Source organism: Flexivirga endophytica (assembly GCF_014640635.1).
GTDB classification, from domain to species: Bacteria; Actinomycetota; Actinomycetes; order Actinomycetales; family Dermatophilaceae; genus Flexivirga; species Flexivirga endophytica.
The window spans coordinates 540587-554686 of record NZ_BMHI01000002.1; the positions used below are offsets into that span (position 1 = coordinate 540587).

Sequence of the window (14100 nt, forward strand, 5' to 3'; positions counted from 1 at the left end):
AGGAGTCGGAGCAAAAAACACAGCTCAGCCGACGAAATTGAAGTGGTAGTCCTCACCCTCCTGCAGCGTGGGCGCATACGGGTTGTGGAAGCCGAAGGCCTGCTGGTGGGTGAGCAACCAGTGGTTGCCGGGCGCGCCCCAGGAGTAAAGACCCGGCTCCTCGCCCTCCTCGAAGTCGATCGCGAGACCGTAGCCGTGGTTGGACGTGCCCGGCACCGCCGCGCGGGGGCTGCCGAACTTGTCGTACCAGTACTCCTGCTCGGCATACGAGCGGTAGGTGAGGTCGATGGTCGCGAAGTGCCCGAAGCGCCGGTGGAAGGCGTGCTGCAGGCGGTGCAACGCGGCCAGGGCGGCGCCGTTCAGATAGCGCGGCGTATCGGGGGTGTATGCCGGCTCGAAGTACGCAACTGCGTTGTAACACAACGGGATCGGAGCCAGCAGATGCTCCGGGAGGCGGCCGTTGAGGCTGCTCGGGTTGGTGGCGTGGACCGCGATCGTGCCGCCGTTGACGTAGCCGCGCTCGGTCTCCACCCACGGGCCGTGGTCGACCAGCCGGCCGGTGACCTGCTCGTGGTGTGCGTAACGCCCGACGACCGGGTGGCTGAATCCAGGACCGGAGCGGATGTTGGCGAACTGGTTGTCGCTGGTGACGCGGCCGACGATGTGCGGGCACGGGACCGGCGGGGCGGCGCGCGGTCGGTCGGTCGTCAGGTAATCAGTGCTGACGCAGCCGCCGACCAGTGGTCCGTCGGTGATCTGCAGCCATCCGGCATACGGGATGCCGATGACTTGGGCGCCGGGCGCCAGAAGGCCGACTGCGGGGTATGCCGTGCTCGGCCCCATCCGGACGTTGAGGCTGTCGATGTCGGGTGCGACGTAGCGCGTGCTTCCGGCGGCTTCGATGTCGATGGCCGCCGACCCGGCTGATGCGGTCGTCATGGTCGCTCCCTCCCTCGCGATCACTGGACCTATTCCAGCAGAACCGGGGGCAGGGAGATGCGATTCTGCGTCGGTGGATCGCGGGCGTGTCCTGAAATTTCTCGAGCGGCGCACCCGCCGGGTGCGCCGCTCGACGTCGGATGGTTCATGGGCGGACACCCACCGGGAGGCCGGCCTATCGGGTGGCTGCGCGCACCGCCGCGAGGTGCTCGGCCGTCGGCTGCACCACGTGCTCGGCGTATTCGGGGTGCTTGGGCAACCAGGCGGCGACATACGGGCAGACCGGCACGATCTCGCGGCCGGAGGCGATGACGTCTTCGACGGCGGCGCGCACCAGTGTCGAGGCGAGACCCTGGCCGGAGTACTCCTCCGACACCACGGTGTGGAACAACACGCGCTCGGCAGCGTCCGTCATGTCGACGTACTGCTCGACGCCGATCTCGTCGTCGTGTGTGCCGTCCTCGCCGCGGTCGAGCAGGACGTAACGGGACTTATCGGGGAGGTGCTGCACGTCGAAGCGTTCGTCGGTCATTTCTTCTCCTCGGGTGATGGTGTCGGTCGTTCACGGATCAGCCGACCGTCGGCATCGCGGGGCTGGACGGGATGTTCGCTGAGGATCGAGATCCGGTTGAACGCATTGATCGCCACGGCCACCCACTCCGCGGCGACGAACACATCCTCACCCAATTCGGCTCTGGCGGCGTCGATCTCGGCCCTCGAGTCCTCGGTCAGCGGCAGGCGGGTGGCGGCCTCCGCGATCGCGAGCACGGCGCGCTCGCGACTGGTGAAGGCGGCGCCTTCACGCCATGCCGGCAGCAGGTCCAGCTTCTGCTGCGGGACCCCGGCGTGACGGGCCTGGCGGGAATGCAGGTCCAGGCAGAACGCGCAGCCGTTGAGCTGCGAGGCGCGGACCTTGACCAACTCGGTGGCGGTGGTCTCCAGCCCTCGCTCTTCGGCGGCCTCGACGACGGCCGCGGAGTAGGCCTGCGCGGCGCGCCATACATCGGGCGCGGCCTTGTCCAGGAACGGACGCATCGGGGCTCCTCGTCTCGCGGGGCGCCGGACGCGGCAGCGCCGGCAGAGTCAACAGCGCTTCGGCTCTGCCGGTAATTCCCGAGCCTGCGGGTGGCTCGTCAGGTGTGCAACGTGTCGAAGAGCTCGTCGACGACCTCGGCCAGCCGGGCGAGTTCCTCGATGTGGTCTGCGGACAGCGCGTTGAGCCGCTTGCGACCTTCGTCGGTCAGGGCCAGTCGCACCACGCGGTGGTCGGCGCCGTCGCGCACCCGGTCGATGAGCCCCAACTCCTGCGTGCGGTTCGCCAGCTCGACCGCGGTGTTGTGCCGCACCAACAGGTAGTCGGCGACATCGCCGATGGTCGGGGCTTCCTTGTCGTCGTGCCCTCGGATGGCGAGCAACAGCTGGTGCTGGCTGGAGGTCAGTCCCATTGCCGCGGCCTGCGCTGCGCTCCAGTGCTCGAACTTGCGCAGGCGGGTGCGCAGCCGCAGCAGGCGCGTGTAGTCGGCGTCGGTGATGCGCGTGGCCACGGATTGAGACCCTTCCGTCGTGGTTTCGGGCAACCCTATATTATGTCGTCGCACGACATAGTCGTGTCACGATATAAAGCCACGACGACAGCGAGTGAACCCTTCTCCATGAGCACGACCCAGCCCATCGCACCGAACGACGTGCCACGCGATGTCCACCATCTCGGCGACTTCCGTGCGACGCCGCGGCTGCTGATCATCGCCGCGCTGGCCCTGCCGGTCGGCGCGGTCGCCGCCGTCGTGGCCTGGGCGCTGCTGCGCCTCATCGGGCTGATCACCAATGCCGTGTTCTACCAACGCATCGACACTCGACTGGTGGCGCCTGGCGGCGGCCACGACCACTGGTACATCGTGCTGCTCGCGCCGATCGTCGGTGGTCTGGTGATCGGGTTCATGGCGCGCTACGGCTCGGAGAAGATCCGCGGGCACGGCATGCCGGAGGCGATCGAGGCGATCCTGCTGGGCGGCAGCAAGGTGCAGCCGCGAGTCGCCATACTCAAGCCGATCTCCTCGGCGATCGCCATCGGCACCGGTGGCCCGTTCGGCGCTGAGGGCCCGATCATCATGACCGGTGGCGCCATCGGTTCGCTGTTCGCGCAGTTCCTGCGGTTGACTGCCGACGAGCGCAAGACCCTGCTGGTCGCAGGTGCCGCGGCCGGTATGGCGGCGACCTTCAACACGCCGTTCGCGGCGATCATGCTCGCCGTCGAGTTGCTGCTGTTCGAATGGCGCCCGCGCAGTTACGTGCCGGTCGCGGCTGCCGTCTGTGTCGCGACCGTGATCCGGCACCCGTTGCTGGGCGACGGCGTGCTCTTCCCCGTCAAGGGCGCGCTGCACATCACGCCGGTCGCCGAGCTGTTGTGCGTTGTCACCGGCATCGTCGCCGGACTTCTCGCGATCGTCGCGACGATGCTCGTCTACGCCGCGGAGGACGGCTTCCGCAAGCTGCCCGTGCACTGGATGTGGTGGCCGGCCATCGGCGGCGTGATCATCGGCATCGGCGGAATGATCGTGCCGGAGTCGCTCGGTGTCGGCTACAACATCATCGAGGCCGAGCTCGACGGCAGCATCGGCATGGACCTCGTGGTCGGCATCCTGATCGTCAAGACGCTCATCTGGTCGCTCTCGCTCGGGTCGGGCACCTCCGGCGGTGTGCTCGCACCGATGTTCATGATCGGCGGTGCACTCGGCGCCCTGGAGTCGAACATCTTCCCGCACGTCGGCCCCGGGTTCTGGGCGCTGGTCGCGCTCGCGGGCGTGCTCGGCGGTGTCATGCGGTCGCCGTTCACCGGTGTCATCTTCGCGATGGAGCTGACTGGTCGCTTCGACGCCATACTGCCGTTGATCATAGGTGCCTCAACGGCTTTCGCGCTCTCCAGTCTGATGCTCAAGCGGTCGGTGTTGACCGAGAAGATCGCGCGCCGCGGTTACCACCTGACTCGCGAGTATGACGTGGACCCCCTCGAGATCTACTTCGTCGGCGAGGTGATGTCGCGCGACATCCTCAGCTACGAGAGCGACCTGACGGCGGCCGAGGCACTGGAGGTCATCTCCGGTGTCGAACCGGACAATGTCGAGACGCGCCGCCAGATGCTCTACCCCGTGATCGAGGGCAGCGACACGCTCGTCGGCGTGGTGACCCGCACCCAGCTGGAGACGGCGGTGCACGAGCATGGTGGTGACACCTCGCTGCAGGAGCTGTGCATCACGGCGCCGATCGTCACACACGCCGACCAGACCCTGCGTGAGACGGCGAATGCCATGGCTGCCAACGCTGTTGACAAGATGCCGGTCGTCGACCGGGAGGACTCCACCCGGCTGGTCGGCCTCGTCTCGCTCACCATGCTGCTCGAGGGCCGGGTGCGTGACGTGCGTGAGGCACGCGAGTCCGAGCGAGTGCTGCGCCTGCGCGTCGCACGTCCGGGGTGGTTCGGCCGGACCCAGTGAGGCCGCGCGGCGGGTTGTCGCCGCACCCGTCGACTGGTCACGCCTGGATGAGCCCCGTGCGGATCGCGTAGCGGGTGAGTTCGACCCGGTCCCGCAGTCCGAGCTTGGCCAGCAGGTTGGCGCGATGCCGTTCGACCGTCTTGGGGCTGATCACGAGCAGGTCGGCGATCTCCTTGCTGGAGCGGCCCTCCGCGACGAGCTTGAGGATCTCTTCCTCTCGTGGCGTGATCGGTGAGCCGGTCGGGTCCTCGCCCCTCGCGACCTGGCCGAGGTAGTTGCGGATGAGGGCGCTCACCGCCCCGTGGTAGAGGAAGGGCCGGCCGCGCAGCGCAGCACGGCAGCCTTCGATCAGGTCGCGGTCCGCGACGGACTTCAGGACGTATCCCGCGGCACCGACCTTGAGCGCCTCGAAGAAGAATTCCTCGTTGTCGTGCATCGTCAGGATGAGGATCGGCAGGTTCGGGGTCTGGCGGGAGAGCTCCCTGGCCGCTTGGAGGCCGGTCATCCGGGGCATGGAGATGTCCAGGATGGCGAGGTCCGGCTGGTGGGCGCGTGCCTGCTCGATCGCTTCGGCGCCGTCACCGGCCTCGGCGACCACCGTCAGGTCCGGTTCGTTGTCGATGATCAGGCGCACTCCCCGGCGCACCAGTGCGTGGTCGTCGGCGAGCAGCACTTTCGCGGGCGTCCGAGCATCGAAGGTCATGGCGACTCCTGGGTCACTGAGCGGGTGTCGGCTGCGGCGGGATGGGCCGACGCGAGAGGAATGTCCAGGCGTATGTCGGTGCCACGACCGGAAGGCGGCGTGTCGAGGGTGAGCCGGGCGCCGATCAGCAGCGCGCGCTCGCGCATCCCTTGGAGTCCTGCGCCTTCGTCGGCCCCCGCCATACCGACCCCGTCGTCCCTGACCAGCAACTCCAGCCGGTGCGGCGCCCGATCCAGTGACACCATCACCCGCTCGGCGCGTGCGTGTCGGGTGATGTTGGTCAACGCCTCCTGTGCGACGCGATAGACGACGAGTTCGGTCTCGGCATCGAGCTCCGGCAGGTCCGGGTCGCAGGTGTAGTCGACCTGCAGCGCCGCACGCTCGGCCGTGTCGCTCGCGAGCACTCGCAGAGCACTGCGGACCCCGAGCTCGGTCAGCACCCCGGGACGGAGCCGGTGCGCGATCCGCCGGATCTCATCGAGACTGCTGCGCGTGGTCTCCTGCACCTCGCGCAGCTCCGAGGCGACCTGTCGGGGAGCGTGGTCGGAGACCCGTTTGAGGTCGAGCAGTACGGCGGTCAGCGTTTGGCCGATCTCGTCGTGCAACTCCTGCGCGATCCGGCGGCGCTCGCTCTCCTGGGCCGACAGGGCGCGTGCCGCGCTCCGGCCGCGTTCGGATTCGAGTCGGTCGATCATGGCGTTGAACGTGCGGATGACCTCACCGACATCGCCGCCCCCGGCAGCGACCGGCCGGGACACCGGTCGCAGCAGATCGACCGAGGTCATGGCACGGCTCAACCGGCGCAACGGCGCCAGTCCGATCCGGAAAAGGAAGCCGTCGAGTGCGAGCAGCGCTGCCAGCCCGATGACGAGGACGATGATCTCGGCGAAGACCGGCTGAGTGGAGACACTCACCGGCCCGAACACCAGGCTGATGGTGGCCACGACCAGCACGACGGCGTTGAGCAGGTAGATCCGCCAGAACAGCGACACCGTGAGCCTCCGCACCGTAGAACCGTCTGCACCGCGAGAGCAGTGGGTGCCGTGAGCCTGACACGGGGGACGCACCCACGTCCATCCGTGCGGACACCGGGCGACTGCAGGGTTCAGGCCGCGGAGTTGGTGGTCAGCACGGATGGTGGTCGGGGTCCGGCGACGGCATCGTGGTGGGGGAGATGCCGAGCCCGAGCGGGGGAGGTGGCGATGACGATGACACCGCGCAGATGCCTGCAAGGGGTGCTGCTGACCGGGCTCGTGCTGGCCGTCGTCGGTATGGCGCTCGGTCACGGCCTGGTGATCGCTGCCGGTCTCGTCCTGGTCGGCCTGTCCGCTGTCGAGGCGCCGCGGCGGCCGGGTCGCCAGGGAGCCGGAGATGGCGGGGAGCACCGGGCGGATATGGGTGTCAGCACGGATATCGCGAACCCCGCCGGTCGGGAATCCTGGAGATCGACGGACAGCGACGGACGGGCGGAGGCCTCACGGATGATGACGGACCAGACCACCGGAGCTGTCGGGTTGCTCACGCGAACGCGCGGTATGACGGGAACGGAAGTTATGCAGGCTGGAGACATCGCCGCCCACGTGCCGACGGTGACCGTGGCCGACCAGGTGCTTCGTGCGGTCCGGCTGATGGCGGTCAGTCGGATCCCGGGCCTGATCGTGGTGGACGACGAGTCCCGCCCGGTCACGGTGCTCCCGGGCAGCCAGGTGCTGCGACTCATGGTGCCGGACTCCTATCAGGACGACCCGGCGCTGGTGCGCACGGTCGACGAATCACACGCGGACCGGTTCTGGTTCAGCGAAGGGAACCGGGCGATCGCGGACTGTCTGCCTGGCCCCCTCCGTCCGCCGGTCATGGTCCGCAAGGACGCGACCCTGCTCGAGGTGGCCGCCCTGATGGCCCGGCTGCGCAGCCCCGTCATAGCGGTCGTCGAGGACGACGGCTCGCTCTACGGAGCGATCACGCTCGAACGGCTGATCACCAGCATCGCCGTGAACGCCGGGGACGACCCGATGGATCAGGACCGCACCCGAACGCCATAGACCCAGCGCACCCGCCCCCGGGTGAAGGAGGCCACCTCGTGAACAATCCGCCCGGCCCGACGAGGTGCATCCGATGACAGCGGCGCTGGCGCTGGCGATCTTCCTGGTCGCGTTCTTCTTCATCGCCACCGAGAAGGCGGACAAGGTCGCTGTCGTCCTCATCGCCTCCGGCGCGATGGCGGGACTCAAGCTGATCCCGGGCAGTGAGGTCTTCTTCTCCGAGCACTCCGGCATCGACTGGAATGTCATCTTCCTGCTGCTCGGGATGATGGTCATCGTCGGCATCATCAAACAGACCGGGCTGTTCGACTTCCTCGCGATCTGGGCGGCGAAGAAGTCCGGAGGCCGGCCGTATCGGCTGATGGTGATGCTCATGGTCATCACCGCGATCGCGTCGCCCTTCCTGGACAACGTCACGACGATCATGCTCGTGGCGCCGGTGACGGTGGTGGTGTGCGACCGGTTGTCGGTGTCGGCGCGTCCCTACCTGATCGCCGAGGTGCTCGCCTCGAACATCGGCGGTGCCGCCACCCTGATCGGCGACCCGCCCAACATCATCATCGGCAGCCGCGCCGGCCTGACGTTCACCGACTTCCTGGTGCACATGGCGCCGGCGGTCGTGGTGATCTTCGTGGTCTTCGTGCTCGGGACCCGCGTGCTCTTCCGCTCCGAATTCCGCTACCACCCCGAGCGAGTGGCCGAAGTGATGCTGCTCAATGAGCGGCGGGCGATCACCGATCCGAGGCTGCTGCGGCGGGCTCTGGCCGTGTTCGCTGTCGTCGTCGTCGGTTTCACCCTGCACGGTGCGTTGCAGCTCGACCCGGCGGTCGTCGCTCTGCTGGGCGCCGGAGTCATGCTGCTGGTGACCCGGGTCGATCCACAGGAGGCGCTCGGCGAGGTCGAGTGGCCGACGCTGGTGTTCTTCATGGGTCTGTTCGTGATGGTCGCCGGACTGACGCACACCGGGGTGATCGACATCTTCGGTGACTGGGTCACGAGCGCGGTCGGCGACAACTACTACCTTGCCGCGACTGCGCTGCTCTTCGGGTCCAGCATCCTCGGGGCGTTCTTCGACAACATCCCGTATGTCGCCACGATGGCCCCGGTCGTCGAAGGACTCGCGGCCGACGCTCCCGATCAACAGACAGGACGGTCGTTGTGGTGGGCGTTCGCACTCGGCGCGGACTTCGGTGGCAATGGGACGGCGGTCGCCGCCAGCGCCAACGTTGTCGCCATCGGACTCGCCGCACGCAACGGGCACCGGATCAGCTTCTGGCAGTTCACCCGCTACGGCATCGTGGTGACTGCGGTGACCACCACGCTGGCGTGGATCTACGTGTCGCTCCGGTATTTCGTCCTCGCCTGACGACGGACGGGGGCCGTGCCCGTAACTCCTACAACTCGCGACGTCGGATCTGCGCAGGGTCACGGCCGAGAAAGGCCAGCAACCGGTCGCCGGCGCTCGCGTCGGTGGCAAGTGGTGCTTCCGGCGCGAAGAACTGCTGACGGAGGTCGTCGGTGACCAGGGGCGAGACGAATGCACGGACGTCGGCCGCCAAGTCCTCGGGTATGTCGATCTCCGGGTCGAGATCCCATGCGTGCGTGGTGAACTCGACCGCCACGTCGCCCGCGGCAGACTTCGTGTGCTCGGACTGCTCGGCGAGGGCGTCTCGCGTCTCGCGGATCGCTTGCTGGGTGTTGTTGATCGGGTCGTCAAGCGGGAGCGCCTCCTCGGGCAACTCCCGGAGCCCGGTCCGGGCGAAATCGGCCAACGCCGACGCGGTGCCGGCGACGTGGGCCAGGACATCGCGGACCTTCCAATCGGGACACGGGGACTGGCGATCAAGATCGGCGGGCGTCAGCGAGCCGAGGACCCGGTCGAGGTGGGCGATGGCCCGCTCGGCCAGTGCGAGCTCGGGTGCGGTGCTCATGACCGCTCCGCGGGCATCAGCGACCACACCTCGACCGGAAGCGCATTGCCCGTCTCGACCAGCGACTTCATGTTGGCCAGCACCGCCGGCCAACCGCGCGAGATCCCGCCATACATGCCCATCGACGGCAGGTGCTCATGGGTGACGGTGAGCCGCACGAGCTCCGCGCCGGGTTCCAGCTCGAACGTCACCGTCGACGGCTGCTCGAGTTGCTCGCCCTCCGGGTCCTCGAAGGTGATCACCAGACGGCGCGGTGGCTCGGCCTCGAGCACTCGCCCGATGATGTCGTTGCCCGAGCCGTCGAGGCGCTGGTGCTCCCACGTCGACCCTGCTTGCCAGTCGGAGACGTTTCGGTGGTCCCAGTAGGCGGCCGTCAGGTCGGCGTCGGTCAGCGCGTGCCAGACCTGGTCAGCGGAGGCGCGGATGTAGGTGACGTAAACGTAGGTCGGAACGGTTGTCGTTGTTGTGCTTTCACTCATGGCGAGATCCTCTGCGTGGTGTCGGACGGCGCTGAGCGCGTCCAGTCGAGGTTGGTCGAAGGTGGAGATCCAGCGTTCCTGGAGCTCGTGGATCGGCGCTGGGTTGAGGTAGTGCAGGCGCTCGCGGCCGCGGCGTACGACGGTCACGAGTCCGGCCTTGACGAGCAGGTCGAGGTGCTGGGTCGCCGACTGGCGCGCCATACCTGTGTCGGCGCAGAGCTCACTGAGCGTCTGCCCGTCGGTGTGGCGCAGGCGGTCCAGCAGCGTCCGGCGGGTCTGATCCGCCAGTGCCTTGAACACCGCGTCCTGCGCTGCATCGATCATGTGATCAATATGCAGGTAATCACCTGCATATGTCAACAGCGCCGATCGACGATCTCCCTGACCCGACGCGGCTCCGTGTCAGCGGCGGTGGTCGACCGTCGGACGCTCGCCGATCAGTCGCTGGTGGCTGCGCAGCGGCTCGAACCCGACGAGCAACAGGACCGCTGCCAGCGGCAGAAGCGCCAGGGAAGCGGCGACGCAAGAGAAGCCGACCACGACGAGAATCCAATGGGGCCAGGGAAATTGCGCACGAAGGGCGGCGACGCCGAGCAGCATGAAGATGCCGAGCAGGAAGGCCGGCGGGCCGAGCGCCGTGACCGGGCCGGGCACTGGTAGCTCCGAGTGGATCGACGGGGAGATGTCACCGACGATCACCCAGACGAAGGCGGCGGACCCGGCCAGCCCGAGGACGTCCGCCGTGTCGGTCACCAGGCTCTGTCCGAGGCTCCGCCACAGCAGCACGTCGAGCACCGCGACCCCGACGATCGCTCCGAGGAAGCACAGGTGCCCGGCGACCCAGAGCGGTCCCGACTCATCGGTGCCGCCGATGCGGTCGACGAAGCGCAGGATCCCATAGGCGAGAAGCAGCGCCGGCACGCACAGTGCTGGTATGCGCGTCGATTCGATGGTGGGAGAACGCGATTGGCTCATCCCCCCAGGGTCGACCCGGCGCACGTGGGCGAACATCGGGGACCACCCGGAAGACGTCCCTGATCAACCCTGGGTCGACCCCGGCTCCGTTGCCCGCCGCGACTCGGTGGGCTCTCCGTGCACCCAGTGATGTTCGCGTGCGTGAGCGATCGCGAGCTGCTCGAAGGTCCGGGAGGTCGGGGGCCGATCAACCATCGGAAGCACGAGCATCACTGTGACCGTTACGGATTCGTCCAACGGGATCCATCGGATACCCGCCGGAAGTCCGTGCGCGGAAGACCGTCCGATGAGCGCCGTGGCGGCACCGTCTGCAATGAACTCGTGGTTGAAATCGAAGGCGATGTCCCTCTCGAGCAACTCGGGTTGCAGGCCGCGATCGGTGAACAGGCTGAGAACGAAATCGTGATGGGCGGGATTGGCGGTGCGCGGGTGCAGAGCGAGTGGGCGGCTCGCGACCGCCGCGAGGCCGACGGTCTCCTGCGCGGCGAGCGGATGGGTGGTGGCGACCAGAACCCCGATCGGATCACGCCGCAACGGTTGGAGCTGCACGCCTTTCAGCGGTCGCGCCTCCCGGGCGAGTCCCACGTCGGCGCGACCGTCACGCACCGAGCGGAGCACCGTCGGAGTCGGCACCACCTCGGTGGTGACAGAGATGCCCGGGTGAGTTTCGTGCACGGCATGGATCAGTCGTGGTGCGGTGTCGCGCGCTGCGCTCAGCGGGTAGGCCAGCCGGAGGGTGCCGGCCTCCCCGCGTCCGACCTGTCGGGCGGTCTCCCACGCGTGCTGCATCGCTGCGAGTCCCATGGCACCCTCGTCGGCCAGCGTTCGGCCGGCCTCGGTCAGCGACACCGCTCGGGTGTTGCGCCGCAGCAGCGCCACGCCCAGTTGTGACTCGAGCTGTCGGATCTGGGCGCTCAGCGTGGGTTGGGCGATATGCAGCCGCTTCGCCGCCCTGGTGAAGTTCAGCTCGTCCGCCACTGCGAGGAAGTATCGAAGTAGCCGCGTCTCGGGCTCCATAACCCGTGAGGTTACGCCGGGTCCATAGCGAGCGCCTCTCGATTCATCGGGAAGAAGTCTTTCCTATCGGTCGACGGCGCGTCCTACGGTGTTGGTATGGAAGGGGATTCGCGCGCACGCATCTGCGACACAGTCGGAGGGGGACAGGCGGTGATCGTGGCGAACCCCGCTCCGATGGCGTATGGCGTGGTGGCGACCACGGCGCGCGCGATCAATGAGCTCAAGCGGCGACCGGCGGAGCAGAACGTTGCGGTCTCCGTGCACGACCGGTCCCAGTGGCGCGAACTCGAGCCTGCCGTGGACCTGCCGCCGGGCGCGCTGCGCTCCGTGGTCCAGTTGCTGCGGATGCGGCTGACGGTGCTCCTGCCGGTCGGTGGCACCGTGCCTCCTCCGCGATGGATGGCACCCGCACTGCTGGACGGCCGGCTCGCTGTGTTCAACGGCTACTGGCCGGCACTTGACTGGCTGTGGCAGCGCTTCCCTCGTCTCTACGGCAGCAGCGCGAACGTGACCGGCGAACCCGCGGTGACGAGCGCGGCAGCGGCCATGGCGATGTTCGGCGCGGACTGCGTCCTGGCGGAAGCGGACACCGAAACCGACGACAGCGATCCGCGTTGGTCCAGCACGATGGTGAGTCTGGACGCAACCGGCCGAATCTCATTGCACCGCAGCGGTGCTCAGGACCAAGTGTGCGGAGCGCCGGCGCACGACTTCATCAAGGAACTGGCCAGAACGGTCGGGCTGCGACCGGCTCCGAAGGGAACGACACCATGACCGAGAACCCAACTCCCGCACCCGATGTCGTCGACCGGGCGACATTCGAAGGCCGACTCGACGAAGTCCGACGACGCGAGAAGGCACACACCCACGAGGGCGACGCGATCGCCGCCGCCCGGCGGCGTCTTCCGATGGTCGAGGTGGATCCGGGGCTGACGCTGTTGGGTCCTGAGGGACCGCTGACCCTGCGCGACACCTTCGAGGGCAGGCGGATGCTGATCGCGTACTACTTCATGTGGAATCCCGGCCGGCCCGCAGCCGAGCAATGCGAAGGGTGCAGCTTCTACACCAGCCAGATCCGGGAGCTGTCGCCGCTGCACTCTCGGGACATCACGTATGCCGTCTTCTGCCAGGGGCGCAACGTCGCCTGCGGCCCGGCAGACGCGCAACAGTCGTATGACGCGAGCCTGGCCTACCGGGACTTCATGGGATGGGAATTGCAGTGGTACTCCGCGCAGCCGTCCCTCGACGCACTCCTCGGCGACCGGGAGGCCGGTCTCTTCCACCTGATCTGTTACCTGCGCGACGGCGACCGGGTGTTCGAGACCTACTGGACCAAACGCCGTGGTGTGGAGGTCTTGGACAACGCGTACGCGTTGATGGACCTCACGGCATACGGACGGCAGGAGCCGTGGGAGGACTCACCCACCGGGTGGCCGCAGCACCGCACGAACGCGCGCACTGAGGACGGCGCGCCGGACTGGACACCGGTGACGGAGTGGCCCGGCGGCCGTCCGATCGTGCAGTGGCCGCGGGTACAAGCCCGGCGATCCGATGACCTGGGCGTGCCGGAGGCGTCGGCGCCCGGATCGCACTCGTGCCACTGAGCGGTGCGAGAGCACCGCTCAGCGGAGCGTGGTATCCCCGAACCACGGCTTCGTCGCCGCGGTCCACGTGCCGTCGTGCTTGGCGATGTTGAGCCAGGTGTTGACATATTCCTGCCAGTCATCGTCCCCGCGTGGCAGCAGGTAGGCCTTCTGGCTGTAGTTGAAGGGCTTCATCGGATGCACGGCGCACAGTTTCGGGTGTGTCTTGGCGACCCAGACCGTTTCGCTGGCATCGGTCGTCATCACGTCGACCTTGCCCTTGACGATCTGGTCGAAGATCGTGTTGTTGTCACCCCAGACCACGATCTTCGCCTTTGGGTAGTTCGCTCGAGCGAACGCCTCGTTGGTGCCGCCCTCGGGCGTGATGGCCCGCACACCGGTCTTGTTGATCTCTGCGACCGTGTCGTACTTCGACACCTTGCTGCACAACGTGATCGGCGTCTTGCCCTCGGTCAGCACCGGATCGGTGAAGGACGCCTGCTGCGCACGATCGGTGGAGATCGACACACCGCCCATCGCGATGTCGCACCCGGCGAGGAAGTCCGGCATCAGGTCCTTCCAGGATGTCGGCACCCAGGAGATACGCGCGCCGAGCGATTTCGCGAGACTCTCGGCCATGTCGACGTCGATCCCACTGCGCTTCTTCGTCTTCGGATCGACATACGTGAACGGCCGGTAGTCGCCCGTGGTGCAGACCCGCAACTTCTTGGTGGACTTCACGCGGTCCAAGCGGGATGTGCGGACGGCTGGTTGTGCATCGGCGGCCCGGCCAGCCGAGTGGTTGCCGTCCGACGAGGCACCGGGGGAGTGACCGGACCCGCTGCTGCAGGAGGTCAGTGCGATAGCCAACGCGGCGCCGGCGAGGAGTGAGCGTCGAAGCATCTCCCAAGGCCTACCAGAGCGCGTGAGCTCGCAGGTG

At 67.7% G+C, this 14100-nt stretch carries 16 protein-coding genes; 5 read left to right on the top strand and 11 right to left on the bottom strand.

What is annotated here, in order from left to right:
* Positions 1–24: 24 nt before the first annotated feature.
* The 4 genes from IEX71_RS07505 to IEX71_RS07520 all read right to left on the bottom strand — a co-directional run bounded on the left by IEX71_RS07505 (position 25) and on the right by IEX71_RS07520 (position 2483).
* Positions 25–939, bottom strand: a complete 915-nt coding sequence (locus IEX71_RS07505) for a D-alanyl-D-alanine carboxypeptidase family protein (protein ID WP_188836338.1) — start codon at positions 937–939, stop codon at positions 25–27.
* A 175-nt stretch (positions 940–1114) separates the two neighbouring features.
* Positions 1115–1471, bottom strand: a complete 357-nt coding sequence (locus tag IEX71_RS07510) for a GNAT family N-acetyltransferase (RefSeq protein WP_188836339.1) — start codon at positions 1469–1471, stop codon at positions 1115–1117.
* The gene (locus IEX71_RS07515) at positions 1468–1974 is read right to left on the bottom strand and encodes a carboxymuconolactone decarboxylase family protein (protein ID WP_188836340.1); all 507 of its coding nucleotides are present in this window, start codon (positions 1972–1974) and stop codon (positions 1468–1470) included. Before IEX71_RS07515 ends, IEX71_RS07510 begins: the two co-directional genes overlap by 4 nt.
* Before the next feature lie 98 nt (positions 1975–2072).
* Entirely contained in the window at positions 2073–2483 is a 411-nt protein-coding gene (locus IEX71_RS07520; protein ID WP_229749553.1) for a MarR family winged helix-turn-helix transcriptional regulator, read from the bottom strand.
* 108 nt (positions 2484–2591) lie between these two features.
* Between IEX71_RS07520 and IEX71_RS07525 the strand changes: the two genes are divergently transcribed.
* Positions 2592–4430 carry a chloride channel protein gene (locus tag IEX71_RS07525; RefSeq protein WP_188836341.1) on the top strand — a complete coding sequence of 613 codons (1839 nt, stop codon included), beginning with the start codon at positions 2592–2594 and terminating at the stop codon, positions 4428–4430.
* Positions 4431–4467: 37 nt separating this feature from the next.
* Here IEX71_RS07525 and IEX71_RS07530 read toward each other — a convergent pair whose 3' ends face one another.
* Positions 4468–5133, bottom strand: coding sequence for a response regulator (locus IEX71_RS07530; RefSeq protein ID WP_188836342.1), 666 nt, complete (start codon positions 5131–5133; stop codon positions 4468–4470).
* Complete coding sequence (locus IEX71_RS07535; protein ID WP_229749554.1) at positions 5130–6140, bottom strand: sensor histidine kinase; 1011 nt, start codon at positions 6138–6140, stop codon at positions 5130–5132. Before IEX71_RS07535 ends, IEX71_RS07530 begins: the two co-directional genes overlap by 4 nt.
* A gap of 195 nt (positions 6141–6335) precedes the next feature.
* Between IEX71_RS07535 and IEX71_RS22480 the strand changes: the two genes are divergently transcribed.
* Positions 6336–7175, top strand: a complete 840-nt coding sequence (locus tag IEX71_RS22480; protein WP_229749555.1) for a CBS domain-containing protein — start codon at positions 6336–6338, stop codon at positions 7173–7175.
* Between the two features lie 73 nt (positions 7176–7248).
* Complete coding sequence (locus IEX71_RS07545; protein ID WP_188836343.1) at positions 7249–8541, top strand: ArsB/NhaD family transporter; 1293 nt, start codon at positions 7249–7251, stop codon at positions 8539–8541.
* A 28-nt stretch (positions 8542–8569) separates the two neighbouring features.
* Here the strand turns inward: IEX71_RS07545 and IEX71_RS07550 are convergent, their stop codons facing one another.
* The 4 genes from IEX71_RS07550 to IEX71_RS07565 form a co-directional block, all read right to left on the bottom strand.
* Positions 8570–9106 (bottom strand): maleylpyruvate isomerase family mycothiol-dependent enzyme, encoded by a 537-nt coding sequence (locus tag IEX71_RS07550; protein ID WP_188836344.1) that lies wholly within the window; start codon positions 9104–9106, stop codon positions 8570–8572.
* A complete protein-coding gene (locus IEX71_RS07555) occupies positions 9103–9909 on the bottom strand; it encodes an ArsR/SmtB family transcription factor (protein ID WP_188836345.1) in 807 nt (268 codons plus the stop codon). Before IEX71_RS07555 ends, IEX71_RS07550 begins: the two co-directional genes overlap by 4 nt.
* A gap of 78 nt (positions 9910–9987) precedes the next feature.
* Entirely contained in the window at positions 9988–10560 is a 573-nt protein-coding gene (locus IEX71_RS07560; RefSeq protein WP_188836346.1) for a hypothetical protein, read from the bottom strand.
* A gap of 63 nt (positions 10561–10623) precedes the next feature.
* Positions 10624–11577 carry a LysR family transcriptional regulator gene (locus tag IEX71_RS07565; protein WP_188836347.1) on the bottom strand — a complete coding sequence of 318 codons (954 nt, stop codon included), beginning with the start codon at positions 11575–11577 and terminating at the stop codon, positions 10624–10626.
* Between the two features lie 96 nt (positions 11578–11673).
* Here IEX71_RS07565 and IEX71_RS07570 point away from each other — a divergent pair, with 96 nt between their 5' ends.
* On the top strand, positions 11674–12351 hold the full coding sequence (locus tag IEX71_RS07570) for a Sua5/YciO/YrdC/YwlC family protein (RefSeq protein WP_188836348.1): 678 nt from the start codon (positions 11674–11676) through the stop codon (positions 12349–12351).
* Entirely contained in the window at positions 12348–13181 is an 834-nt protein-coding gene (locus tag IEX71_RS07575) for a DUF899 family protein (RefSeq protein WP_188836349.1), read from the top strand. The genes IEX71_RS07570 and IEX71_RS07575 overlap by 4 nt, the downstream gene beginning before the upstream one ends.
* Positions 13182–13199: 18 nt before the next feature.
* On the opposite strand, the gene IEX71_RS07580 is transcribed toward IEX71_RS07575, so the two are convergent.
* Positions 13200–14063 carry a transporter substrate-binding domain-containing protein gene (locus IEX71_RS07580; RefSeq protein WP_188836350.1) on the bottom strand — a complete coding sequence of 288 codons (864 nt, stop codon included), beginning with the start codon at positions 14061–14063 and terminating at the stop codon, positions 13200–13202.
* Positions 14064–14100: the final 37 nt, after the last annotated feature.

Bases quoted from the DNA above. Each gene is read 5' to 3' on its own strand.
- IEX71_RS07565 (WP_188836347.1), bottom strand. From the start codon at position 11,577: ATGGAGCCCGAGACGCGGCTACTTCGATACTTCCTCGCAGTGGCGGAC.
- IEX71_RS07560 (WP_188836346.1), bottom strand. From the start codon at position 10,560: ATGAGCCAATCGCGTTCTCCCACCATCGAATCGACGCGCATACCAGCA.
- IEX71_RS07505 (WP_188836338.1), bottom strand. From the start codon at position 939: ATGACGACCGCATCAGCCGGGTCGGCGGCCATCGACATCGAAGCCGCC.
- IEX71_RS07515 (WP_188836340.1), bottom strand. From the start codon at position 1,974: ATGCGTCCGTTCCTGGACAAGGCCGCGCCCGATGTATGGCGCGCCGCG.
- IEX71_RS07510 (WP_188836339.1), bottom strand. From the start codon at position 1,471: ATGACCGACGAACGCTTCGACGTGCAGCACCTCCCCGATAAGTCCCGT.
- IEX71_RS07555 (WP_188836345.1), bottom strand. From the start codon at position 9,909: ATGATCGATGCAGCGCAGGACGCGGTGTTCAAGGCACTGGCGGATCAG.
- IEX71_RS07525 (WP_188836341.1), top strand. From the start codon at position 2,592: ATGAGCACGACCCAGCCCATCGCACCGAACGACGTGCCACGCGATGTC.
- IEX71_RS07545 (WP_188836343.1), top strand. From the start codon at position 7,249: ATGACAGCGGCGCTGGCGCTGGCGATCTTCCTGGTCGCGTTCTTCTTC.
- IEX71_RS07575 (WP_188836349.1), top strand. From the start codon at position 12,348: ATGACCGAGAACCCAACTCCCGCACCCGATGTCGTCGACCGGGCGACA.
- IEX71_RS07580 (WP_188836350.1), bottom strand. From the start codon at position 14,063: ATGCTTCGACGCTCACTCCTCGCCGGCGCCGCGTTGGCTATCGCACTG.
- IEX71_RS22480 (WP_229749555.1), top strand. From the start codon at position 6,336: ATGACGATGACACCGCGCAGATGCCTGCAAGGGGTGCTGCTGACCGGG.
- IEX71_RS07550 (WP_188836344.1), bottom strand. From the start codon at position 9,106: ATGAGCACCGCACCCGAGCTCGCACTGGCCGAGCGGGCCATCGCCCAC.
- IEX71_RS07570 (WP_188836348.1), top strand. From the start codon at position 11,674: ATGGAAGGGGATTCGCGCGCACGCATCTGCGACACAGTCGGAGGGGGA.
- IEX71_RS07530 (WP_188836342.1), bottom strand. From the start codon at position 5,133: ATGACCTTCGATGCTCGGACGCCCGCGAAAGTGCTGCTCGCCGACGAC.